The organism is Hyalangium sp., from assembly GCF_045802625.1.
Classification (GTDB): Bacteria; Myxococcota; Myxococcia; order Myxococcales; family Myxococcaceae; genus Hyalangium.
This window is the reverse complement of the sequence record NZ_JBJMQP010000037.1, coordinates 25,952-48,904: the sequence shown is the minus strand read 5'-3', so window position 1 is coordinate 48,904 and position 22,953 is coordinate 25,952. Positions and strand designations below refer to the sequence as shown.

The following is a 22,953-nucleotide window of genomic DNA, read 5'->3' as shown; positions in this document are numbered from 1 at the left end:
TCGCCCGGTAGGTGCCCTTCTCCTCCACCTGGGCGTCGACGCCTCCGACCCGCACCTGATCTCCCGGCGAGGCCTGGCCGGTAGCGACGAAGGCGACATCCTCCGAGCGGAGCTCCGCCTGGGGAGGCGCCTCCGCGGGAGCGGGCGACAGGGGCCGCACGGACTCCACTCGAACGCGAACCGCGAAGTCCTGGAGGACGACAGCGCCCCAGGGCACCTCCACGGTGACGGCCTCGGGGCTCACGCGTCCGCCCGGAGGCAGCGTGCGCGGATCCACGCGGATGCGATGGCGTCCAGGGCGCAGGTGCACACCGCCCGTCGCATCCGGAGTGCGCGAGTCCACGCCCGTAAGGTGGTAGCGCCCCTGCTCGTCCGTGCGGACCTCGCTGCCCGTGGCCAGAACGAGCCGCACGCCCTTGAGCCCTGGCTCGTCGGGGCCGCAGACCCCGTCTCCATCCCGGTCCTCGCACACCCGTCCGGCAAGGGTGGACGCGAGCCCCGGCGGATCCTGGACCGCCTGCTGTGCCTGGCCCGCCCAGGGCAGGAGCACGGCCGCGAGGATGAAGGCCATCCACTTCAAGGCTTCACCTCGGCGACGGCCGTCATCCCCGTCTTCACGTCCGCCACGGACACGCTCACGCGCCCGGGCGCCGCCCCCGTGACGGTAAAGCGAGTCCGCCCGTCATGGGTCTCCACCGCCTCCTGGTGGCCGGAGGAGAGCGCCACGAAGACCGGACGATCCGCGAGCACGTGCCCCTGGGGATCCTCGACCCAGTACGTGACCCGCGCGCCCTCCACCTGGAGCCGGACGTTCACGGGCACAAAGGTCTCAATCCGGATCCGCTGCTCGACTGGCGCGGGCACCAGCGGCGGATCCTGCGGGTACACCGGGCCGCTCGGCCCCAGCACGTAGATCACCTTCCGAAGCCCCGGCCAGATGCCGTGGACGACCTCGATCTTCCCGGGCCGCAAGGGGCCCAGGCTCACCGTTCCATCCTCGCCCGTGACGCGCTGCTCGCCGCCGACCTTCAACGGCTGGGCGGGAATGGGCAACCCCGCCAGATTCGACACCCCCACCAGGAGCGCCCCATCCCTCACCCAGGCGCTGATCCGCGCGGGCTCGTTCCCCACCGGCCCGAACGCGCGAGCCGTCACCGAGGCCTCGCGGCTGGCTCCCTCGGCGGGCAGGGTCCACGTGCTCGTGAAGAAGCCAGGGCGCTCCTCTCGTAGCGGGGAGAAGGTCCCCTCGGGCACGGCGAGCGCGAGCTGGGCCCCGGGCCGCGGCCGGCCAAAGGCATCCTGCACCGACACGGACACGCCCACCTGGGCGCCGTGATGGACCTGCGGCTCGGCGACGGTCAGGACGATCTTCTCCGCCCGCCCCTGGATCAGCTGGAGCGACAGATCCTCCCGAGAGTTCGCGCCCCCCTGCGGCCAGACGGCCTGGATGCGCTCGGGCTCGGAGGGCAGCTCTCGGGGCGCCGTGTAGATCCACTCGAGCAACCCACCCTCGGCGCGCTGAGGCCCACTCAACGTGCCATGGCGCGCCTTCGCGGTGACGCGAGCATCCGGCACCAGCCGGCCCAGCGGATCGCTCGCCGCGCACAGCATCCGCGAGCGGGACGCACCATCCGCGGGGAGCCGGCTCGGGTTGAGCACACAGGCCAGGCCATCCGTGGGAGGCAACCCCAGGCTGATGGGCTTGCGCTCGACATTGCCCGCCAGGTCCACCACCCGCCCCTGCCCGAACGGATGCCCGGGAGGAATGACCACCGGGAGCTGGAAGCTGCCATCGCGGGCGGACTGCGCCGGTCCGTACGTCGTCCCGGCGATGGTGATGGAGATCTTCGAGTTCGGCTCCGTCTCGCCCGGCAGATCCACCGCCGCGGCCAGCGGGACGAGCATCTTCCCGTACGCGCCATAGATGGACTGGGGATGCGGCCAGGCGGAGAGCGCCACGAGGATGGCCACCTCCGGATAGGTCGTCGTGGGCAGGACATAGCGAGCCCGGTAGGTCCCCGGCCCGGTGCGAACCAGCTCCTCCACGCGGCCCACGTTCACCTGCACCACCGGCGGCGCTCCGGAGTCATCCGGCTTCCCATCTGGCCGCAGCAGCCGCACGGTGAGCGCGGCCTCCTTGTCCCGCCCCTTCACGGGCTCGGGAGGCTCCAGCGAGAGCGTCACCCCGGCGGCCGGAGGCCCAATCGCATACCGCGCCTCTGTCTGCAGCGAGCCCGCTCGCGCCCTCAGCACCACGGTCCGGGCGCCCGGCTGGGGCACGACGACGAAGGTGCTCAGCGGAGGCTGGGGAGGCCCGGCCTGCACCTCGGCGCCCTCGGGGGACAGCGTGGGAGCCTGCGGCGCCACGAGAGCCCCGGACGCGTCGCGGCGCACAAGGGCCACGGAAAAGCCCTCGGGCGGCACGGCTTCGGAAGGCCCAAGGACTTCGAGCGTATCCGCCGGTGCCGCCGAGGCGAGCAGCAGGAGCAGGACTGGAGCGAGCCGGTTCAGATCATCTCTGACTCTACAAGGCTCTCCGGGTTCTCCGAAACGTTATCGGAGCAACCTACTGCTGGCCTGGGCCCGGGGGAGGCTGCCCGTCTGAATTCTGCCAGGGGGTCTTGATCTTCAGCTTCGGCGGGCGGGTGTCGACGAGGATCTTCTCGCTGGCCTCCTCCTTGTTGCCGCCCACCGAGGAGACCTTGAGCTTCACCTCGTTCTCCCCCTCCTTGAGGGACACTTTGCGCACAAAGGTCCCATCCGGGGTGGGAGAGAAGCTCTCCCCGGCGATCTCCAGGCGGCTGCCCGGCACGGCCTCGCCCTGGACAATCACCTCCCGCTGCTTCTGCCGCCCCGTGGGCCACTGCACCTTGCGCAGCAGGCTGGAGGGGATCTCCGTCGGCTCGGAGGGAGCGCTGCTGCCGGGCCGGATGATGGACTGCTGGCCGGCGCGGACGATGACCACCTTGCCGCCGCCGAGGAACGACACCTCGCCCTCGCGGGTGCCCACGGCCACGGTGCCCGCGCCGTTGTTGCTCATGGTGAACGTACCCCCGGTGGTGCTAGCCACCGCGTCACTGCCGGCGGCCTTGATCTCGAAGGTCTCCCGCTTGCCCGGGCGCACCACGGCCGTCGCCATACCGTTCTCGAGGAGGATGCGAGACAGCGAGCTCGTCAGCTCCTGCACCGACACATCGGTGGCCGGATCCATGGTGACCTTGACGGCCTCGCTCAGCAGCTCGGCGCTCGAACCCTCCTTCGTGCGCACCGAGTCCGAGGGGCGCAGGGGCATGCCCCGCTTGGCCGGCTCCCAGGTGCCGCCCTCGTGACGCACCTCGACGGTGCCAGTGACTTCGCCGAACTCCATCTGGACCGGCTTCTCCGGCGCCTTCGCCTCGACGGGAGCAGGCGACGGCGTGGGAGGAGGAGGCGGCGGCGGCGGGGGCTGCTGGAGAAACAGGAAGTACCCCAGCGGCAGAGCCGCCAGGATCAGGATCAGCCCGAGAATAAAGGGCACCTGGCGCTTGGGGGGGGACGTTCCAGCCATTCTCACCAGAGGCTACCGCACAACCGGCGGCGCGCTCACGCCTTCGTCAGCCACACGGTGAAGCACGAGCCCTTGCCCACCTCGGTCTTCATGTCGATCGTCCCCCCCGCCTCGCTGACGATGCGGTAGGCCACCGAGAGCCCAAGGCCCACATTCGACCACACATCCTTGGTGGTGAAGAAGGGCTCGAAGATGCGGTTGCGGTGCTCGGGGAGGATGCCCTTGCCGGTGTCTTCGACTTCGAGGAAGCCACGGCCCTCGCGCTCGCCCGTCCGGAGGGTGAGCACCTTGGTGCCCGTCTTCAGCATGGCGGTGCGAGCGTTGGACACCAGGGCCAGCAGCACCTGCGAGGTGTGGCCCGGATCGGACAGCACGCGCACCGAGGGGTGGGCCAGCTCCAGCTTGAGGGTGATGCCCTCGGTCTTCATCTGGTTCTCGGTGAGGTTGAGCGCGTCCTTGACGACGGCGTTCAGGTCCACCGAGCGCAGATCCGCGCGGGCGCGCTGCTGGGAGAAGCGCAGCAGGTTCTGGGTGATGTCCTTGCAGCGCTTGGCGCTCTGCTCGATCTTGCGCAGCGTGTCCATGTCCGGGTCGGCGTCGCCGCGGCTCATCAGCATGAGCTGCACGTAGCCGAGGATGCCGGCCAGGGGGTTGTTGAGCTCGTGGGCCACGCCGGCGCCGAGCTGGCCCACCGCCGCCAGCTTCTGCGCCTCGAGCAGCTGGACCTGGGCGGCCTTCAACTCGGCCATCGCCTCGTCCACCTTGGCGCGCAGATCATCGTTCCAGCGCATCAGCCGGGTGCGGGCGGCCTCCAGCTCGGAGCCCATCTGGTTGAAGGTGTGGGCCAGGGCGCTGATCTCGTCGTCCCCTTCCAGCAGCACGCGCCGCTCCAGCTCGCCGCGGCCGAAGGCCTCCACGGCCGAGGACACCAGGGAGAGCCGCGCGGTGATCCGCCGGGTGAAGAGCGAGCCCAGGGCGAGCAGCACCACCAGCGCCGCGCCGATGGACACCAGCACCGTGCGCCGCATGGAGCGCACCGGCGCCAGCGCGGTCTCCTCATCCACCGACACCACCACGTCAAAGCCCAGATTCTGCGGCACCCGCGCGGCGCTCACCCGGAGGGCCGGGGCACCCGCCCGGAAGCTGCGCGCGGCATTGACCCCCTCAGCGGCGAGCTGCGCCTGGACCGCGCCATCCAGCTTTCCCCGCGGCTCCGAGGCGGAGCTGGCGAGGATATTGCCGGCTCTGTCCACCAGATCGATGCGCTCGAGGCTGTCGCTGGCCTTGCGAGCCAGCAGCTCCTCCAGGTCCTTGAAGACGAGCTCCGCCAACACGAAGGAGGCGCCCTCGCCGGGTCCCAGCTTGATGGCCACGGGGACGGCGGCCTTCCCGCTGCGCGTGTGCGAGTACACCGGCCCCAGCGCCGCCGTGCCCTTCTCTCCGCGCCGCAGCGGCTGGACAGGCATGGCCTTGGCGAGGGCCTCCAGGGAGGCCGGATCAAAGCCCGGGTGGCCGTCTCTCTCCTGGGAGTAGACGGGCTTGCCCAGGGCCCGGCCCGAGGCATCCAGCCGCATCACCGCGCTCACCGCGGTGGACTGATGAAACACCAGGGTGAGCGCGCCGCGAACCTCCTCGTCATTGAGGTGATCCCAGTCGAAGGACTCGGCCACCTGCGCCATGTCGTCCACCGTCTTCATCAAGGTGGTGGCCACGCTCTCGGCGGTGGAGGAGGCCAGGGTGCGCTGCTCGGCGGCGATGCGGTCGCTCAGCTCGGTCTCTGCGCGAGACAGGAGCAGGAAGCCGACCACGGCCAGCGGCAGCACGGTGGCCGCCAGCATGAACAGAATGAGCTGCTGATAGAGCTTCATCCGGTGATGGTCCGGGTCTCCCGCTCGCGGTCACTGCGCAGGTAGATGGACCCCTGGATGGCCTTCGCTTGCTTCTTCATGTCCGCCGCGCGCCGGGCCAGCTCGGCATGGTCATGGGACACGCCGTCGCTCATGACCGCGACGATGGACACGCTCATGATGGGGAACTTCCGCTTCTCGCCGGACCGGTCCTCCGCCTCGATGTGGCCCCGCTCGCGATCCTGCCGATCGTAGTAGAGCGGGATGATGCGATCGAACGCCTCGATGGCCCGCTGGCAGATGCGGTCCACGGACTCGGGCGCGGTGATGAAGACGAAGTCGTCCCCGGCCACGTGCCCCAGGAAGTCTCCGGCCGTGCCCTCCTGGACGAAGATCTCCCGCAGCAGATCTCCCGTCTGGCGCACCACGCCGTCGGCCTTCGCGAAGCCGTAGTAGTCGTTGTAGGCCTTGAGGTTGTCCAGGTCCAGGTAGCAGAAGGAGAACGGCTTGCGCGCGATCAGCCGGCGCTGCACCTCGCGCTCGATGGCGTTGGAGCCCGGAAGCTGCGTGGTGGGCGAGGCGCTCAGCTCCTGCTCCTTGCGGCGCAGCACGCTCTCCACCCGCGCGCCCAGCTCCAGCGCGTCGAAGGGCTTGGTGATGTAGTCGTCCCCGCCCAGCTTGAGCGCGCGGATCTTCGAGGCCGTCTCGGCGCGGGCCGACAGGAAGATGACGGAGATGTGGCCGCTGGCGCGCTCGGCCTTGATCTCCTCGATGAAGACGAAGCCATCCCCATCCGGCAGGCCCACGTCCAGGAGGATGACGTCCGGGCGGTGCTCGCGCAGGGAGCGGCGGGCCTCCTCCAGCGTGCCCACCACGGCCACCTCGAAGCCGAGGCTGGCGAGCACCTCGCTGCAGATGCTGCCGGTCTTCGGATCGTCGTCCACCACCAGCACGCGCCCGTGCTGCTGGCCGGTGCGCCCGCGCACCAGCGAGTCCACGGTGGCCAGCAGCTTGTCCACCATCAGCGGGCGCAGCAGGAAGGCATCCGCCCCCGAGCGGACCGCGCGCTGGCGCTCGTCGAAGGAGGAGTTGAGCAGCAGCGGCGTGCGGCGGGTGTCCGGATCGTGCCGGAGGATCTCCGCCAGCCGCAGCCCGTCCACGTCTGGCAGCCGCACCGACACGAGGATGGCGTCCGGGTGGTGGCGCCGGGCCGAGCTGATGCCCTCCTCCGCCGAGCCGGCGATCCGCACGTCGTACCCGCGCGTGAGCAGCAGCCCCTTGATGATGTAGGCCAGCTCCAGCTCGCCGTCGATGACGAGCACCCGGCCGCGAGGCTCGGGCTTCTTGTCCATGGCGGCGACGGGGGCCTCGGCGGCCTCGGGCTTCTGTAGCTCCTGGGGCGGCTCGGTGGGCAGCACGGTGACGAAGCGCACGCCCTGGGTGCTGGGCTCGCACCAGATGCGGCCGCCGTGGGCCTCGACGATGTGGCGGCAGATGGCCAGCCCCAGGCCGGTGCCGCGCACGGTGCGGTTGGACGGGGTGCGCGCCTGCTCGAAGCGGTCGAAGATGCGCTCCAGGTTCTCCTCGGCGATGGGCTCGCTGCTGTTCCAGCACGTGAGCGCCACGAAGCCGGGCAGCGCCGAGGTGGCGCGCAGCTCCAGCATCACCTCGCCGCCCTCGGGAGTGAACTTCGCGGCGTTGGTGAGCAGGTTGTTGAGCACCTGGTTGACGCGGTCGGGATCGGCCATCACGCGCAGCCCGTACTGCGGCAGCGCGGTGGTCACCTTGACCTGGCGCTCCTGGAAGGTGGGCCCGTACTTCTCCACCGCGCGGCGGATCAGCTCGTCCAGGTACGTCAGCTCGAAGTTCATCTGCAGGCGGCCCTTGGCGAACTTCGCCAGGTCCAGCAGATCATCCACCAGCGAGTTGAGCTTCTCCGTGGAGTCGCGCGCCATGGCCAGGTAGCGCTGCTGCTTCTCGTTGATGGGCCCGGCCAGGTAGTTGAGCACCAGATCCAGCGCGCCCGAGATGGAGGTGAGCGGCGTGCGCAGCTCGTGGCTCACCATGGAGACGAACTCGTCCTTGCGCTCCTCGAGCACCTTCTGCTCGGTGACGTCACGCAGCACCACGCAGACGCCGCGCACGGTGCCGCGAGCGTCGTTCACGGGCGTCACGGTGCACTGGATGTGGCGCTCGAACAGCTCCACCTCCTCCTTGAGCACCTGCGAGCCGCTGTACTCCCAGCCGCGGATGAGCTCGGAGGGCTCGAAGCCCAGGCGCTCCTCCAGCATCTGCCCGGTGAGCGCGACCATGTCCTCGGTCAGCCGCAGCAGGCGCCGGGCGGCCGGGTTGATGACGACGATGGCGTCCTGCTCGTCGGTGAGCAGCACGCCGTCGGCCATGGACTCGACCATGCGCTCGATGCGGCGGCGGGCCTCCTCCTCCACCGTGCGCAGGGACTGGATGGCATCCGCGGTCTGGTTGGCCAGCGTGTCCAGGAGCACGCCGTCGTCCTCGCTGAACGCCTGCGGATCCTGCGAGAACAGCGACAGCATGCCCACCGGCTTGCCACCGGCCACCAGGGACACGGTGAGCTGGCTGGGGTAGACGGCCGGGGCGCTCGAGTCCTGGGTGATGGTGCCAGTAACGCGAGTGGTGAGCCGGTCCTCGGGCAAGAGCTGGCCGGAGCTGCGCCGGTAGGCCCCGAGCATGGACTCCTTGACGCCCAGCAAGGCCTTCTCGCCCACCGTGCCCATGCACCGCAGGCGCAGAATGGCCGAGCGCGCGTCGTCCGGGGCGATCAGCGCCGCGCCGCAGTCGTACGGCAGCACGCGCGCCACGGCGCTCAGCACGCGATCGATGATGGCCTCGTAGCTGGGCGGATCCGAGGCGCTGGCCCGGCTCACCTCGTAGAGGACGAAGAGGGCCTCCACGCGCTGGTTGAGCTGGCGCAGCAGGCGCTCCTTGTCGCGGCGCAGCTGCGTGTACTCCACCGCGTTCTTCACGGTGATGAGGAGATCATTCACCTCCCAGGGCTTGGTGATGTAGCGGTACACCTGCCCCTGGTTGATGGCGGCGATGATGTCTTCCGGGTCCGTGTAGCCGGTGAGCAGCAGCGCGGTGATATCGATGCCCTCGGCCCGGGCCGCGGTGACGAGCTCGATGCCCGTCATCTCGGGCATCCGCTGGTCGGTGATGAGGACGTCTACCGGCTGGGTCCGAAGGATCGACAGCGCCTCCTGCCCCGAGGTCGTCGTCAGGACGCGATACTGCCGCTGGAACATCCGGCCAAGGATGTCCAGAACGTCCGCTTCGTCATCGACGAGAAGCAGGGTGTGTCGGAGCTCGGACAAGACAGTGGAAATTGTACGCCCAGTTCCCCGCGGAACCTCAAGATATCTCAAGGCTCCCTGGAGGGAGGCGAGCAACCCGGCCGGTTGGATCGGCTGCCCGCCTGAAAGCGTTGACTCTACACGCCTGTTCAGGGACATTAGATACTGAAAGCCTGTTGCCCTCAGGGGGAAGCTTCCCAGCCCCCTGACTGAGGGAGGGAGCGTGGCATGGAAGAGTTGACGGAGCGCCAGCGCGAGATTCTCACCTTCATCGTGAAGGAGACGGAGTCGCGGGGATTCCCGCCCACGATTCGCGAGATTGGCGAGCAGATGGACATCCGCTCGACCAACGGGGTGAACGATCACCTCAAGGCCCTGGAGCGCAAGGGCTACCTGAACCGGGGCGAGCAGCAGAGCCGCTCGCTGGTGCCCACCAAGCGGGCGCGGATGCTGCTGGGGCTGGGGGCGAAGAAGGACTCGGGGATGGTGGAGGTGCCGCTCTTGGGCAAGGTGGCGGCGGGTGCGCCGGCGCTGGCGCAAGAGAACATGGAGGACTCGGTCAAGATCGACAGCTTCCTCATCGGAGGCGCGGGCCGCGAGGTGTTCGCGCTTCGGGTGAAGGGCCAGTCGATGATCGAGGACGGCATCCACGACGGGGACTACCTGTTCGTGCGCAAGACGCCGTCGGCGCAGCCCGGGGACATCGTCGTGGCGCTCATCGAGGACGAGGCGACGGTGAAGCGCTACTACCCGGAGGGCGAGCGGATCCGGTTCCAGCCGGCCAACGCGACCATGTCGCCCATCTACGTGAGCAAGGCGGAGTTCCGCTCGACGATGATTCTCGGGCTCGTGGTGGGCGTGTACCGCAAGCTGCCCGGCGGCCGGAACTGAGCCGCGCCCCTCCCGGGTGGCAAGACCGTCAGGGACGCAGGTAGCGCACCGAGTCCAGCGAGGCGTCCCAGAGGAGCGTCTTGGCATCCTGCTCGTGGTGGGTCGAGTGCAGGGTGAGCTCGACTCGCGGGGCGCGAGCGTTCCCGGGCCGTCCTGGGCACCACCAGCCCCAGGACACGTGCTTGTCGCGCTCGCTCTCGACCTGGAAGATCAGCTCCTCCCCGTCGAGGCCCGCGACGATCCGTGAGCCCGCCCGGAGGATCTCCACCTTCATGTCCTCTTGGAACCCCAGGGCCACGGCGCGTTGGAGCCGGGCCATGAGCCCTCCCTCGGGATCCGGCGCGGCTGCGACCTTGCTGCTGAGCTCCAGCCGCACATCCAGGGGATAGCCGTCAAACTGGACGAAGAACTCCTCCTCTCCCAGCGGCGGGAGGGCCACGGCGCCCCGCTCCAGGTAGAACCACTCCTGGGGCTGGAGCCGGTTCTGCGCATCGAGCGTGAGATAGGAGCGCGCCACGGTCGCGAGCTTGAACAGGGCGCGATGGGGGGTGCGCGGCTCCTGGGCACACTCCAACCAGACGCCATGCGTGCCCTCGTTCTGCAGGGCGAACCACGTGCGGACGTCCCGATCGTACTCGCTCTCATGGGCCAGCACCGCCCGGCACCCCGGAGCGATCTCCCGCTGCTCGACGATCGCCTCCCGCACTCCTGGAGGAGGCCGCCGCGCGGCCAGCCGCTGGAGCCAGCCGCTCCACTCCTCTTCGCAGTGCCCCGAATGGGTCCACTCCACCTCCCGGAGGAAGACGGAGGAGCGGAGCATGGACTCGCGCCCTACCCGCCGCATCGCCGCGGGCACCAGGAGGGCGAAGCGCCCCACGAGGTGCTCGACGGGCACTGCAGCGAGGACCTCGGCCATCCCCCGGAGAGGAGCACTGTTGGCGGCGACGACTGCGGAAGGCACATCTCCCTCCTCTTGCGCTCACGAACGGGCCCGGTTGGCGTGCACCAACGACGAGGCGCTCGGTGTCCGCGGAAGGCGGGCGTCATGCGCAAGACAGAGGCTATCCAGCGGAAGGGCTCAGGGATGTACCACCCGGGGGGAACGGCCGGCTCTCTGGCTCAGGAGCAGGAGGTGGTGCCTCACGCGGCAGCATATTCAGCGATCCGCCAAGCTCCGGTCTGCACGAGCCGCGACTGGAGCTCGGTGACAACCTGAGGATCGCTCCACAGGGCCGAGAAGAAAGCTTCGCAGCCCTTCTCTGCGGCCCATCCCGCCATGTTGGACCAGGCGTACTCCTTGGGACCGGCGGGCGAACCGCCTGGGCGACTCTGGAGCCACTGCTCCACGGCTTGGGCTCGACCGGGGAGCGTCGTGTTCAGCGCGGCGCACACGAGTCGTTCGAGCGTGTGCTTCCAGGGAAGTCCGTCCGAATGCGCGTCAGGTGTCCACCAGACCAGGACAGACACCACGGTCTTGCCGCCATCCAGCAGGTAATCTCCCTGGGGGCTGGTCGTGAATGCGGGATCGACGCTCTTCAGGATGGTTTGGACCGAGTTGTGAGCCGCCTCGACTCCTGTCCTGGCGTCGGACTCGGTCCTCGCGTCCGTATCCGCGTCGTAGTTCACCACGAGGTGCCGAAGCGCGTGGGTGGTCCGTCCCGCCAGACGGTCTTTCAGCGCGGCAGGGATGAAGACATCCCCACCACACGGAACAACGCGGACGAAACTCCCCGTGGGGGACTGGTACCCGAACTGGCCACCACTGACGGTCCTTCCCCAGGGGTCCTTGATGATCTTGTTCGAGACGACCTTGTTGTTGGCCTGAGGCACGTCGCACTTCAGAAATCGCAGCCAGCCGTCCCAGAATGCGCGGTCGTGATAGCCCTCACAGAGGATGACCGACTCCTGTGTCATCGCAGGTCTTCCTCGATCTGCCCTCGGGCGAAGGCCATCCGGTCCCCATCAAGCCGGCTGGACGCCAGCACGCCATCCTCTAGCTTGAGCCGATAGGTGGAGAGGTTCTGGAGATCGTCCTGAGTGGCTTCAAGGAGCAGGGCGTCGATCAACTCCATGCTGTGAGTAGCAAGCACGACCTGGAGTCCTCGGCGGACACTGGCGAGCAGGATCTTGGCGCTCTGCTGGAGGGCCTTGGGGTGCTGATGCACCTCAGGTTCCTCGACAAGGACAACCCCCCGTCCTCTGGAGGCCAGTTCCAGGCTAAGCCGTAACATCGAACGAATGCCGTCGCCAGCCAATGCGACTGGAACGCTCTTGTCAGAGAAAACAAGGTGCAAGACAGGCTGCAACCGATGGCTGACAAGGATCTCGAGGTTGCGCAGGCCCGGAACAATCACTTTCAGGAGTTCGAGCACGTCCTCACGGCGCCCTTGCGTCACAGACTCTGTGTAGAGCTGCGCGAGCGGCGTTCCCAACCCAACCCCTCGCATATCGACAAAGCTGACTTCAGATTCAACTCTCTGGTGGTATTGGGGCAAGAATTCTGGAGACTGCTTGTACTCATAACTGTTGTCAGCCGCGAATGCAGTCCACGCGGACACTTGCTGACTGGGGTTGAAAAGGCTGAGTCTAGCCTCAATACAAGAGAACGGAGATTCACGGCCAAGTTCTCGCAAGCGAGCAATGAGATCGTTTGGTACTTCAGATCTCCACACGAGGCTGCAATGCCTTCGATATTGGCCTTGATGGCCTAGCACCATGAGCGTCGTGACCCCGTCCTGTCCCTGGCGCCATAGCAACCACCGCGCATCGGCATCGCGAGTACTCCTCCGGCCAACAGCTTGCCCAACAGAATCCCCGGGCGAGTTGCTCGCACCCATCAGGAGCGCGTCCAGCACCGTGCTCTTCCCACTGCTGTTAGGACCTACCAGCACCGTCAATGGAGTGAGGTCCTTGAGTGCCCCCTCCCGGATCCCGCGCAGGTTCTTGATCTCCACTGATTCGATCACGTCGGTCAGTGTAGGGGCATCGGTACGAGAACGGAAAAGTTTAGTTCCTGTGTCCCAGCCGCACCGTCCACTCGCTCACGGACACGAGGCAACACCGCCCCCGTCGTGCCCCGTCACCCGGCCGCACGCGGCCTTGACGATGGCCTGATCCTTCAGCTCGCGCGCCATGCGAGCGGTGCGCAACTGCAGGTCCACGTTCTTCGCGTTGTCCGGCTCGGCGGCGAGGTTGCTGAGAATGCGCAGCGCGTCCGGCTTGCGCCCGAACGTGACGAGCAGCTCCGACAGCTCGAGCAGCTCACGCACGTCCGAGCCCGAGACGCTCTCCAGCGCCTTGCCCAGCTCCTCCTCGGCGGCCTTGCGATCGTTATCGGCCAGGTGGAGCTGCGCGATCGCCACGTGGACGATCGCTCGGTTCTTCACCTTGAGCGACTCCTGGAAGGCGGCCAGCGCATCGGGCCGCTTGCCCTGGCTGGCGTAGATCTGCCCGACCAGCTCCCACAGCGCCGGATCCTTGGGCGCCTTGCCCGCGGCCTCGCGGTAGGCGGCCAGGGCCTCGTCCATCTTCCCGGCGCGCACCTGCTCGTCCCCGAGCGCGGTGAGCACCTCGGGCGCCCGGACGCCCTGCTCCGCGAACTTCCGTAGCAGCGCCAACGCGTCCGCGTGCCGCTCGTCCTGCTGGAGCAGCTCCACCGCGCGCATCACATAGTCAGGCTTGAGCCTGTCCGGGCTGGCCTGGGCCGCGAGCGTGAAGTGCCGGATGGCCTCGTCCTTCTCGCCGCGCTTGAGGTGGATCAGCGCGAGCTGCTCCAGCGCGTTGAAGTCATTCGGGTACAGGCCAATGGCCTTGCGCAGCGAGGACAACGCCTCGTCCGTCTTCCCCGTCTGCGCCTGGATGAAGCCGATGCGGCTCCAAGTGGTGGAGCGCTTGGGATCGAGCGCCAGCGCCGCCTGGAACTCGGTGAGGGCCTCGGCGTACTTGCCCATGGAGAGGTAGACCTCGCCGACGGCGGCGGGCAGGCGCGGATCGTTCGGGACGATCTGCTTCATCTCGCTGAACGAGGCGAGCGCCTGATCGAAGTCCCCATGGAGGTACTCGGCGTTGCCCTTGATGTAGAGCCCCTCGGCGCGATCCTTGGGATCGATCTTGGGCGCGTCGTCACAAGCAGCGGCGGCGAGCATGACGAGCAGCGGGAGGACACGCAGACGCGAAGGCATGAACAGGGCTCCGAAGCTCAGAAGTGATACGCGATGCCGGCGGTGAGATCGAGGTTGAGCCCATCCCCTAGCCCGTTCTGGGCGAGGCCGAGCGTGGCCTGGGCCAGGTTGGTGCCCGCCTCGATGTGGAGGCCGACCTTGCCCGCGATGAAGTACTCGGCGCCCAGGAAGCCGATCACCGTGGGCAGCGGGCCGGTGGACTGGAAGATGCCAAACTCTCCGAAGGAGAGCTGCACGCCCAGCCCCAGTCCCCAGTAGGGCCGCAGGGAGTGCTCCAGCCGGTAGTAGTGCCGCGCGCCCAGCACGCTCGGCAGCACCTTGAGGCGCCCCGCCGGGCTGTCATCGCCGGAGCGGACGAAGGTGATACCGACCTGCAGGAAGCCCACCCACTCCGGATGGAAGGCATAGCCCACTTCCAAGTCCGCGCCCGGGTTGAGGGTCGCCAGGTCGGAGATGAAGCTGTTGTTGATGCGCAGCCCCAGCACCAGGCCCCCGCCCGGAGTCTCCTTGGCGCTGCCGAACAGGGGTTGGGCCTCGGAGGTCTTCCCCTCGGGAGCCAGCCGGGCGAGGAGCTGATCCCCCACGGCCTCGGCGAGCTGCAGGAGCTCCTCGCCGCTGGAGGCCTCGGCACGGGGCCGAGCCAGGCTGCGTCCAGAGAAGGTATCCAGCAGGGTGACCGTGAGCAGGTACTTGTCCCCGAACTGGTCCAATCGTCCGGTCACCACGTAGCGAGCGCCCACCACGCTGGACAGTTCCTCCAGACACGAGCCCTGCGCGGAGCACGAGCCGGAGCCGAGGAGCTGGCGCTGACGCTCGGTGCTCAGCATGGTCTCGATGTCGCGCTGAGTCAGCACCTTGAGCTTGGGAGACTCGGCGAGGTGGCTCGCGATGAGCGAGGCGATGGCCGGCGCGGAGTCCTGGGCCGACTTGTTGGCCTCGAGGGAGAGCACGGCCACGGTGGGCAGCCCCTGGGCCTTGTCCAGCTTCGCGGGAGCCGAGGCCCCAGCGGGAGCCGCCACGGCGGGAGCAGGCGTCGCGGCTGGAGTCCCCTCGGTCGAGGTACCCGCGGTGGGCGCGGCAGGCGGAGCGCCCGAAGTGGGCGGAGCCGAGTCCGGAGCAGGAGCGGCTTGCGGCGCGGGCGTGGGCTCAACGGGCGCGGCAGGGCTGGACGAGGAAGAGGGCTTCTCCGCGGCGGGAGCAGGTGTCTGGGCACGAGCAACCGTCGCGAGCAGCAGCGTGGCGAGAAACAGGGGGCTGAGGCGCTTCACCGGCGACACTCTAGGAGAATCAGCGCCGGAGGCCATCCCCCTCCCGCCTGCCCGCCTCACGAGGATGGGAGAGGCCCCAGGTAGTCGCCCGGGTCCACGGGCTTGCCGTCCACGCGGACCTCGAAGTGCAGGTGGGGCCCCGAGGTGCGCCCAGACTCTCCCACCGTCGCGATGACCTGGGAGCGGCGGACCCCCTGCCCCGTCTTCACGCGCAGATCCCGGTTGTGAGCATAGAGGGTGATGAGCCCGGTCGGGTGCTGGACGATGACGATGAGCCCGTAGCCGCGCTGCTCGCCCGCGTAGAGGACGGTGCCTTCCTGGGCCGTCTTGACCGGAGTCCCCGCGGGCGCCGCCAGATCGATCCCGTCATGAGGCTCTCGGCCCTTCTTGCCAAAGCGGCCGTACAGCACGCCTCGGAGCGGCCAATCGAGCATCCCCTTGGTCGCAGGTTCGGGGCGTGAGGCAGCGCCACCGGTCCGAGGACTCACGGGGTGGCTCGAAGTTCGGGGACGGGGCGGCAACTCCTCCCGACCCGCCACAGGCCGAGAACTCTCCGTGTCCGCTGCGGGCCGGGTGGCCTGCTCTCCTCCAGCGGCGGGGGCTACATCCCACTCCAGGTGAGGCTCCGAAGGTTCCTGCTCGGGCTCAACAGTGGGGATGAGCAGCTCCTGGCCCACGGTGATGCTGCGCGGATCCTTGATGCCGTTGGCCGCGGTCAGCTCCTCCACGGTGATCCCATACGTCCGGGCGATCCGGAACGCGGTCTCTCCAGGAGCCACCTTGTGCCGGACGGTGATCAGCTCCGGCTCGGGGTGCGCTTCCCGCAGCGTGATGGGCAGCACGGCGGGTGCCGCCGGAGCCACGGCCTTGGACGCGGAGACCTCCGAGGGCGTGGGCGGCGCCTCGGGCCCGAGCGGGCGAGAAGCCGCCTTGGAGCTGGCGCATCGGGTGGCGCCGAAGACCAGGAGGAGCGCCAGACCCGCTCGGCTGAGACGGCGCCCCTCCAACCTCACCGGCTCGGCTCGAAGCGCTGGAAGCCCTCGAGCGTCCAGCCCGCCATATCGGCCATCCGGTTGAGGTCCGTCAGCTCCAGGTGCAGCGGAGTCACTGAGACGCGCTTGTCGAGGTGCACGGCGTTGCAGTCGCTGCCGGGGATGTCCTCGTGCTCGTACTCGGTGCCTCCGATCCAGTAGTACTTCTTGCCGCGCGGATCGACGTTCTCCACCACGGAGTACCCGTACGAGTGGCGCCCCATCCGGGTGATGGCATAGCCGTTCGGCTCGCCCCCGGGGATGTTCACGTTGAGGAGCATCCGCGGAGGCTGCGGCTGCGAGAGCGCGGCGGCCACGATCGAGCGGGCAAAGCGCGCCGCCGGCGCGAAGTCGAACGGCGGCTTGGACGCGAGGCTGAAGGCGATGGCGGGCACCCCGAGCAGGGCGGCCTCCATCGCCGCGGCCACCGTCCCCGAGTAGGTGACGTCGTCCGCCAGGTTCGCGCCGTGGTTGATGCCGGACACCATGATCTGAGGGCGATCATCCTTGAGGAGGTGGTTGATCGCCAGATAAGCGCTGTCGGTGGGGGTGCCATCCACCGCGAACCAGCGCTCGCGGATCTCCTTGATGCGCAGGGGGCGGTGCAGGGAGATGGCGTGCGAGGCCGCGCTCTGCTCGCGGTCCGGCGCCACCACCCACACCTCTCCCAGCGGGCTCACCGCATCCACGAGGGCTTGGAGGCCCTCGGAGAAGTACCCATCATCGTTGGAGACCAGGATGCGAGGCCGTCGTGCCGAAGTCACTTCGCCTCACTTCGCCTGGGTGGCCTTGATCGCCATGCGGCCCGCGTAGCGAGCCCCCGCGCCCAGCTCCTGCTCGATGCGCAAGAGCTGGTTGTACTTGGCCACGCGATCCGAGCGCGACGCCGAGCCCGTCTTGATCTGCCCGCAGTCGAGCGCCACCGCCAGGTCGGCGATGGTGGTGTCCTCGGTCTCGCCCGAGCGGTGGCTCATGATGGAGGTGTACCCGGCTCGGTGCGCCATGCGCACGGCGTCGAACGTCTCCGTCAGCGAGCCGATCTGGTTCACCTTCACCAGGATGGAGTTGGCGGTGCCGCTCTGGATGCCGCGGCTGAGCCGCTCCACGTTGGTGACGAAGAGATCATCCCCCACCAGCTGGATCTTCCCACCGATGGCGTCGGTGAGCTTCTTCCAGCCCTCCCAGTCGTCCTCGGCCATGCCGTCCTCGATGGAGACGATCGGGTAGCGGTCGCACAGCCCGCGGTAGTAGTCGAGCATCCCAGACGAGTCGTACTCCTTGCCCTCGCCCTTGAGCTTGTACTTCTTGCTGGCCTTGTCGAAGAACTCGCTCGCCGCCACATCCATGGCCAGGTAGATCTGCTCGCCCGCCTTGAAGCCCGCGCTGCTGATGGCCTCCATGATGAGCTTGAGCGCCTCCTCGTTGGCCGGCAGGTCCGGGGCGTAGCCGCCCTCGTCGCCCACACCGGTGGCGAACTTGCGGGCCTTGAGGATCTTCTTCAGCGCGTGGAACACCTCGGCGCCCCAGCGCACGCCCTCGGCGAACGAGGAGGCGCCGGCCGGCACCACCATGAACTCCTGCACGTCCACGCGCGTGTCCGCGTGCGCGCCACCGTTGAGGATGTTCATCAGCGGCACCGGCAGCGTGCGCGCCTGCAGGCCGCCCACGTAGCGGTAGAGCGGCAGGCCGAACGCATCCGCCGCCGCACGCGCCGTGGCCATGGACACCGCGAGGATGGCGTTGGCGCCCAGCTTGCCCTTGTTGGGTGTGCCGTCCAGCTCGCGCATCCGCATGTCCACGGACACCTGGTCGGTGGCATCCATGCCCATCAGCTCGGGGGCGATCGTCTCCATGACGTTCGCCACGGCCTTCTTCACGCCCTTGCCCAGGTAACGGTTCTTGTCCCCGTCCCGTAGCTCGAGCACCTCGTGTTCACCGGTGGAAGCCCCCGAGGGCACCGCCGCCCGGCCCCGGGCCCCTCCGGACAGATGGACCTCGGCCTCCACGGTGGGGTTGCCTCGGGAGTCGAGCACTTCACGCGCCAGAATCTGAGCGATCTCGGTCATGGCGCGGGGTTCTAGAGGAGGCCCCCGAGCCTCGCAAGCTTGCACACCGCTCCCGCTGCTACAGTGTCCACCTGTGAAGCTCCCTTTCGTTCAGGCCTGTCATGCCCCCGCCGCCTCGCCGTAAAGAACCTCAAGGGCCTGACCCCCTCCCTGGCCAGCGCGGCCGAGGCGCCCTGCTGGGCCTGGCCGTGGGGGATGCGCTGGGGGCCCCGCTGCGCGGCCGGAACCTGATCGCCCCGCTCTTTCCCCAGCTCGCCATGGGCCTGCGCCGCATGCCCACCGGCGGCATCATCAAGCCCCGGCTCCCCAAGGAAGATCCCCTGATGGATGAGTTCCCCGAGGAGGGAATCCCGGAGGATATCCCCTGGGAGCCGCCCGTGGTGGAGCTGCGCAAGGGCCAGGTGACGGACGAGACGCAGATGGCCTGCTGCCTCGCCTGGAGCCTGCGCGAGGTGAAGAGCTTCAACGCGGCGGACGTCGCCCGCCGCTACCGCGCCTGGAAGGCCCACGCCTTCGACATGAGCGAGTCCGTCCGCGAGGTGCTGGACGAGATGGACTCCGGGCTGCCGGTGCTGAGCGCCGGGCGCCGCGTCTGGCTGCGCAACCACCGCCGCTCCAGCACCAACGGCAGCCTCGCCCGCACGGCGCCCATCGGCGTCTTCTTCGCCAAGGATGACGCGGCGCGGATGCTGGCCTCCTTCGAGGACTCGGCCCTCACCCACTTCGATCCGCGCTGCCAGCTCGCCTGTGCAGCCCTCAACGGGGCCATCGCCAAGGCCATCACCGGCGGCCCGAAGCTGGAGGCCCAGGAGCTCATCACCGCCGCGCAGACGGCGCTCTCTATCGGAGCCCCCGCCCTCGCCCGCTCGGCGGCCGACTACATCGAGCAGGTGACGCTCGCCAAGGGCCAGCTCCTGGCGGACCTGGAGGCGGCCCAGCAGCCCAACCCCATGCTCTACGGCCCGGAGCTGCACCTGCACCGCCAATACGGGTACGTGCGCACCGCGTTCCGGATCGCCTTCTGGGAGCTGCTACACGCCCCCACCCTCGAGGAGGGGCTGGTGGATGTGGTGAACCGCGGCGGCGATGCGGATGCCCACGGCGCCATCACCGGCGCCCTGCTGGGCGCATTCCACGGCGAGGAGGCCATCCCCGCCGAGTGGAAACGTCTGGTGCTGGAAGCGATGAGCTCCGTGCGCGGGCCGCTGTGGAACCTCTACCACCCGCGCCACCTGCTCGCGCTGGCGCCGAGCTGAGCCCGGCCCCCACGGGCCTGAAAACACGAAGCCCACGGTAGGCCGTCCCTGGGGACACCTACCGCGGGCTCAGGGCCACGCTGAGGCCGAAGGGACTCGGCCTCAGAGATCGATGACGACAACGCCGCGCTGAGGCTTCTCGTCGTCGTCCGTCTCGGTGCGACGGTGCGGACGATCCGGCGGGGCCGGCAGCGGCAGTTCCACCACGGGGCGATCGCGGTCCTCGCGATTGCGCTCGCGGCGTTTGATCTCTTCGATGATGAAGGCGTCCAGCATGGGTTCGCTCTCCCTCAGCCTACATACCCCGGTGTACGCCCGCCACCCCAACCCGGTTCCAATCTGCATATCCCTTCTGATGCAAAGTTAGGTCCCCCGTTCCGCTGGGGTACAGCTTTGCCGACTGGCCCGGCTGCTCGTTCACCGCCCGACATCGAAGGCGCACCCCTGTGTCAGGGATGTCATGGTTGGCGTTCGACCTGCTGCCACTGGGTACGTTGATTCTAATGCAGTTGTGGCGGCCCGCAAGCCGTCCAACCAACGACCTTGGCCACGGCCATCCCACCCCGCAACCCACCCAGGACAGCCCCCCATGGGCCGCTCGCTCTGGGTGGGTCCAGGCGGCTCAAGGGATGACGCACCAAGTCACAGCGGTTCAGGGCGTCTCTGCCCGGCGCTTGAAGGCCTCGAGCATCTTCGGCAGCGAGGTCTCCACCAGGGCGTTGACGATCGTCTTCGGGACCAGGGCGCCGAGCGCCATCTCGACGGTGTAGGTGGCCTTGGTCTTCCCCTCGCCCGCGGGCTCGAGCACCCAGCTGCCCTTGTTGTCCTTCATGAACTCGCCTTCCACGAAGGTCCAGGACATGCGGGTGGGGCGCTCCTCCTTGACGCGGATCGTGTACTTGATGGTCTTCACCACATCCACCTTGTAGTGGACATTGACCTCGCTGCCCTGGCGGTTGGAGGTGCGGACCTCCTTCACCTCGGGGAGGAACTCCCGGTACTTCTCATACTGGATGATGGTGTCGAACACCTTCTCCACGGGAGCGTTGATGAGGATCGTTTTGGTGGCGCCTGCCATGGGGACTCTCCGGAGGATGGCAACGGGTGAGGATGGGGGTGCGGCCCGACGCTAGGGAGCGTACCCCGGCTTCTTGTCGAACTTGTGGATGGATTGCACGAAGCGGACGGTGCCCGTCTTGCTGCGCATGACCACCGAGTGCGTCTCGCAGCCACCGCCAAAGAAGCGCACGCCGCGGAGGAAGTCGCCCGAGGTGACGCCGCTGGCGGCGAACATCACCTCGCCCTTGGCCAGCTCCTCGGCCGTGTAGATCTTGCTCATGTCGGAGATGCCCATCTTCTTCGCGCGCTCGATCTCGCCGTTGTTGCGCGGCACGAGGCGGCCCTGCATGTCGCCGCCCACGCAGCGGATGGCCGCCGCGGCGATGACGCCCTCGGGCGCGCCGCCGATGCCCATCAGCACGTCCACGCCCGTCTCCTCGAAGCAGGTGGAGATGGCGCCGGCCACGTCCCCGTCCTCGATCAGGCGGATGCGCGCGCCCGCGGCCCGCACCTCCTTGATCAGGTCCGCGTGCCGCTCGCGATCAAGCACCATGACGGTGAGATCCTCCACGTAGACCTTCTTCATCTCCGCGACGGCGCGGAGATTCTCCGTGGCGGAGCGGCGCAGATCGATGGCGCCCCGGGCCTTGGGGCCCACGGCGATCTTCTCCATATAGGTGTCCGGCGCGTTGAGCAGCCCGCCCTTGCCGGCCATGGCCACCACGGAGATGGCTCCCGGGCGGCCGTAGGCGCACAGGTTGGTGCCCTCGAGCGGATCCAGGGCGATGTCCACCTCGGGGACGCCGTCGGTGCGCCGGCCCACCCGCTCGCCGATGTAGAGCATGGGGGCCTCGTCACGCTCGCCCTCGCCGATGACGACGGTGCCGTCGATGTAGAGCGCATCGAAGGCGCGGCGCATGGCATCCACGGCGGCCTGATCCGACTCGTTCTTGGTGCCGCGGCCCATCAGACGGGCGGAGGCGATGGCCGCCATCTCGGTGACACGCACGGCCTCCATAGCCAGGTTGCGATCCATTGGGGACTCCTTGGTGAAACGGTGGAAGCTTCAGGGAGACTGCTCGATCAGGCGCAGGAACATGTCCGGGAAGCGCGTGGGCTTGCCGTCCCGTCCTACACAGGCATGGAGGGTGCTACCGGTGCACAGAATCGTCGAGGGCTCGTCCTCGCGCACCACCTCATAGGTGAACATGAGCGAGGCGCGGCGCAGCTCGCTCACCTTCGGACGGATGAGGAGCAGATCGTCGTAGCGTGCGGGTGCCTTGTACTGGCAGGAGACCTCGACGATGGGGAGCATGAAGCCCGCGCCCTCCATCTCGCGGTAGCTGCCTCCGCGCGCGCGGAAGAACTCCATGCGGGAGAACTCGAAATAGCGGAAGTAGTTGGCGTGATAGACGACGCCCATCTGGTCGGTGTCGCCGTAGATGACTCGGAGCCGCGCTTCCACCATGTGGGCGCGGACCGTAACAGGGCCACGAAGCCCCTCCAAGCAATGGGGCGGCGAGTTGGTGGCTTCTGACCAGTCCCGGCCGGGAGACAGTCCCCGGCCGAGGCGAGCCGCGGCCGCGCTCAGTCCTGCGGCTTCTTGCTGGCCCGGGCCCGCCCGGAGCCCCGGGTCGTGGCGATCTCCAGGGAGAGATCCATGGCCCGCGCCGAGTGCGTCAACGAGCCCATGGACACGAAGTCCACGCCCAGCTTGGACAGCCGGGACAGGCGCTCCAGGGTGACGCCACCGGAGACCTCGAGCGGCACCCGGCCCGCAGCGAGCTCCACCGCCTTGCGGATCTGCGCGTCATCCATGTTGTCGAGCATCACCACGTCCGCGCCGCCCTCGATGGCCTCGGCGAGCTGCTTGAGGCTGGTGACCTCGATCTCGATCTTCACCAGCCGCGGCGCGTTCTGCCGGGCCCGGCGCAGGGCCTCGGTGATGGAGCCCCCCACGGCCGCGATGTGGTTGTCCTTGATGAGGATGCCGTCAAAGAGGCCGAAGCGATGGTTGGAGGCACCGCCCAGGCGGACGGCCTCCTTCGACAAGGAGCGCATCCCCGGAGGCGTCTTGCGCGTATCGAGCACCTTGAGCTTGGAGCCGCGCACCGCCGTCATGGCCTGCTGGGAGAGCGTGGCGATGCCGGACATCCGCTGGACGATGTTGAGCGCCGTGCGCTCGGCGGCCAGCAGCGAGCGAAGCCGCCCGGAGACCCTGGCCGCGACGGCCTTGGGCTTGAGCTCCTCCCCGTCGCGCCGGAGAGGCTCCACCTTCACCTCGGGATCCACGTAGTGGAACACGCGGGTGAAGGCTTGGAGCCCGGCGAGCACCAGCTGCTCCTTGGCGACCAGCTCTCCCGAGCCCCTCGCCTCCGGAGGCACGAGGGCAGTGGAGGTCACATCCCCCGCCGCCCCCAGGTCTTCATCCAAGGCGAGTTCGATGAGGCGGTCGAGATAGTCCTTCAAAGTCCC

19 protein-coding genes and 1 pseudogene are annotated in these 22,953 nt (G+C 68.5%); 2 read left to right on the top strand and 18 right to left on the bottom strand.

The window, feature by feature from the left end; all coding sequences use genetic code 11:
• The 5 genes and pseudogenes from ACJ8AT_RS06070 to ACJ8AT_RS06050 all read right to left on the bottom strand — a co-directional run.
• Positions 1 to 571: pseudogene (locus tag ACJ8AT_RS06070) on the bottom strand (flagellar motor protein); the annotation flags it as partial.
• A 5-nt stretch (positions 572 to 576) separates the two neighbouring features.
• Positions 577 to 2,403, bottom strand: coding sequence for a hypothetical protein (locus tag ACJ8AT_RS06065; protein WP_407736657.1), 1,827 nt, complete (start codon positions 2,401 to 2,403; stop codon positions 577 to 579).
• A gap of 163 nt (positions 2,404 to 2,566) precedes the next feature.
• Positions 2,567 to 3,547, bottom strand: a complete 981-nt coding sequence (locus ACJ8AT_RS06060) for a FecR domain-containing protein (protein WP_407736656.1) — start codon at positions 3,545 to 3,547, stop codon at positions 2,567 to 2,569.
• A 35-nt stretch (positions 3,548 to 3,582) separates the two neighbouring features.
• Complete coding sequence (locus tag ACJ8AT_RS06055) at positions 3,583 to 5,415, bottom strand: ATP-binding protein (protein ID WP_407736655.1); 1,833 nt, start codon at positions 5,413 to 5,415, stop codon at positions 3,583 to 3,585.
• Positions 5,412 to 8,747, bottom strand: a complete 3,336-nt coding sequence (locus tag ACJ8AT_RS06050; RefSeq protein WP_407736654.1) for a response regulator — start codon at positions 8,745 to 8,747, stop codon at positions 5,412 to 5,414. Before ACJ8AT_RS06050 ends, ACJ8AT_RS06055 begins: the two co-directional genes overlap by 4 nt.
• A gap of 207 nt (positions 8,748 to 8,954) precedes the next feature.
• Between ACJ8AT_RS06050 and lexA the strand changes: the two genes are divergently transcribed.
• On the top strand, positions 8,955 to 9,617 hold the full coding sequence (gene lexA, locus ACJ8AT_RS06045) for a transcriptional repressor LexA (protein ID WP_407736653.1): 663 nt from the start codon (positions 8,955 to 8,957) through the stop codon (positions 9,615 to 9,617).
• A 28-nt stretch (positions 9,618 to 9,645) separates the two neighbouring features.
• Here the strand turns inward: lexA and ACJ8AT_RS06040 are convergent, their stop codons facing one another.
• The 8 genes from ACJ8AT_RS06040 to eno all read right to left on the bottom strand — a co-directional run bounded on the left by ACJ8AT_RS06040 (position 9,646) and on the right by eno (position 18,163).
• Positions 9,646 to 10,578: a T6SS immunity protein Tli4 family protein gene (locus tag ACJ8AT_RS06040; RefSeq protein ID WP_407736652.1), complete on the bottom strand. Its 933-nt coding sequence runs from the start codon at positions 10,576 to 10,578 to the stop codon at positions 9,646 to 9,648.
• 179 nt (positions 10,579 to 10,757) lie between these two features.
• The gene (locus tag ACJ8AT_RS06035; RefSeq protein ID WP_407736651.1) at positions 10,758 to 11,531 is read right to left on the bottom strand and encodes a hypothetical protein; all 774 of its coding nucleotides are present in this window, start codon (positions 11,529 to 11,531) and stop codon (positions 10,758 to 10,760) included.
• Complete coding sequence (locus ACJ8AT_RS06030; RefSeq protein ID WP_407736650.1) at positions 11,528 to 12,583, bottom strand: AAA family ATPase; 1,056 nt, start codon at positions 12,581 to 12,583, stop codon at positions 11,528 to 11,530. Before ACJ8AT_RS06030 ends, ACJ8AT_RS06035 begins: the two co-directional genes overlap by 4 nt.
• Before the next feature lie 75 nt (positions 12,584 to 12,658).
• Positions 12,659 to 13,798 (bottom strand): tetratricopeptide repeat protein, encoded by a 1,140-nt coding sequence (locus ACJ8AT_RS06025; RefSeq protein ID WP_407736649.1) that lies wholly within the window; start codon positions 13,796 to 13,798, stop codon positions 12,659 to 12,661.
• Positions 13,799 to 13,815: 17 nt separating this feature from the next.
• Entirely contained in the window at positions 13,816 to 15,066 is a 1,251-nt protein-coding gene (locus tag ACJ8AT_RS06020; protein WP_407736648.1) for a hypothetical protein, read from the bottom strand.
• A gap of 56 nt (positions 15,067 to 15,122) precedes the next feature.
• The gene (locus tag ACJ8AT_RS06015; protein ID WP_407736658.1) at positions 15,123 to 15,929 is read right to left on the bottom strand and encodes a LysM peptidoglycan-binding domain-containing M23 family metallopeptidase; all 807 of its coding nucleotides are present in this window, start codon (positions 15,927 to 15,929) and stop codon (positions 15,123 to 15,125) included.
• A 146-nt stretch (positions 15,930 to 16,075) separates the two neighbouring features.
• On the bottom strand, positions 16,076 to 16,861 hold the full coding sequence (surE, locus tag ACJ8AT_RS06010; protein ID WP_407736647.1) for a 5'/3'-nucleotidase SurE: 786 nt from the start codon (positions 16,859 to 16,861) through the stop codon (positions 16,076 to 16,078).
• Between the two features lie 6 nt (positions 16,862 to 16,867).
• Positions 16,868 to 18,163 (bottom strand): phosphopyruvate hydratase, encoded by a 1,296-nt coding sequence (gene eno, locus ACJ8AT_RS06005; protein WP_407736646.1) that lies wholly within the window; start codon positions 18,161 to 18,163, stop codon positions 16,868 to 16,870.
• Between the two features lie 101 nt (positions 18,164 to 18,264).
• On the opposite strand from eno, the gene ACJ8AT_RS06000 reads away from it, so the two are divergent.
• Positions 18,265 to 19,419 (top strand): ADP-ribosylglycohydrolase family protein, encoded by a 1,155-nt coding sequence (locus tag ACJ8AT_RS06000; RefSeq protein ID WP_407736645.1) that lies wholly within the window; start codon positions 18,265 to 18,267, stop codon positions 19,417 to 19,419.
• A gap of 102 nt (positions 19,420 to 19,521) precedes the next feature.
• Here the strand turns inward: ACJ8AT_RS06000 and ACJ8AT_RS05995 are convergent, their stop codons facing one another.
• The 5 genes from ACJ8AT_RS05995 to nadC form a co-directional block, all read right to left on the bottom strand.
• Positions 19,522 to 19,695, bottom strand: a complete 174-nt coding sequence (locus ACJ8AT_RS05995) for a hypothetical protein (protein WP_407736644.1) — start codon at positions 19,693 to 19,695, stop codon at positions 19,522 to 19,524.
• Between the two features lie 376 nt (positions 19,696 to 20,071).
• Positions 20,072 to 20,497: a type II toxin-antitoxin system RatA family toxin gene (locus ACJ8AT_RS05990; RefSeq protein ID WP_407736643.1), complete on the bottom strand. Its 426-nt coding sequence runs from the start codon at positions 20,495 to 20,497 to the stop codon at positions 20,072 to 20,074.
• Between the two features lie 51 nt (positions 20,498 to 20,548).
• Positions 20,549 to 21,514 carry a class II fructose-bisphosphatase gene (gene glpX / locus ACJ8AT_RS05985; RefSeq protein ID WP_407736642.1) on the bottom strand — a complete coding sequence of 322 codons (966 nt, stop codon included), beginning with the start codon at positions 21,512 to 21,514 and terminating at the stop codon, positions 20,549 to 20,551.
• A 30-nt stretch (positions 21,515 to 21,544) separates the two neighbouring features.
• Positions 21,545 to 21,946 (bottom strand): acyl-CoA thioesterase, encoded by a 402-nt coding sequence (locus ACJ8AT_RS05980; protein WP_407736641.1) that lies wholly within the window; start codon positions 21,944 to 21,946, stop codon positions 21,545 to 21,547.
• Between the two features lie 119 nt (positions 21,947 to 22,065).
• Positions 22,066 to 22,947, bottom strand: coding sequence for a carboxylating nicotinate-nucleotide diphosphorylase (gene nadC / locus ACJ8AT_RS05975; RefSeq protein WP_407736640.1), 882 nt, complete (start codon positions 22,945 to 22,947; stop codon positions 22,066 to 22,068).
• Positions 22,948 to 22,953 lie beyond the last annotated feature (6 nt).

Excerpts from the sequence above, each read along its gene's own strand:
- ACJ8AT_RS06000 (WP_407736645.1), top strand. The coding sequence starts at position 18,265 with ATGCCCCCGCCGCCTCGCCGTAAAGAACCTCAAGGGCCTGACCCCCTC.
- ACJ8AT_RS05980 (WP_407736641.1), bottom strand. The coding sequence starts at position 21,946 with ATGGTGGAAGCGCGGCTCCGAGTCATCTACGGCGACACCGACCAGATG.
- lexA (WP_407736653.1), top strand. The coding sequence starts at position 8,955 with ATGGAAGAGTTGACGGAGCGCCAGCGCGAGATTCTCACCTTCATCGTG.
- eno (WP_407736646.1), bottom strand. The coding sequence starts at position 18,163 with ATGACCGAGATCGCTCAGATTCTGGCGCGTGAAGTGCTCGACTCCCGA.
- ACJ8AT_RS05995 (WP_407736644.1), bottom strand. The coding sequence starts at position 19,695 with ATGCTGGACGCCTTCATCATCGAAGAGATCAAACGCCGCGAGCGCAAT.
- ACJ8AT_RS05990 (WP_407736643.1), bottom strand. The coding sequence starts at position 20,497 with ATGGCAGGCGCCACCAAAACGATCCTCATCAACGCTCCCGTGGAGAAG.
- ACJ8AT_RS06060 (WP_407736656.1), bottom strand. The coding sequence starts at position 3,547 with ATGGCTGGAACGTCCCCCCCCAAGCGCCAGGTGCCCTTTATTCTCGGG.
- ACJ8AT_RS06025 (WP_407736649.1), bottom strand. The coding sequence starts at position 13,798 with ATGCCTTCGCGTCTGCGTGTCCTCCCGCTGCTCGTCATGCTCGCCGCC.
- ACJ8AT_RS06055 (WP_407736655.1), bottom strand. The coding sequence starts at position 5,415 with ATGAAGCTCTATCAGCAGCTCATTCTGTTCATGCTGGCGGCCACCGTG.
- glpX (WP_407736642.1), bottom strand. The coding sequence starts at position 21,514 with ATGGATCGCAACCTGGCTATGGAGGCCGTGCGTGTCACCGAGATGGCG.
- ACJ8AT_RS06035 (WP_407736651.1), bottom strand. The coding sequence starts at position 11,531 with ATGACACAGGAGTCGGTCATCCTCTGTGAGGGCTATCACGACCGCGCA.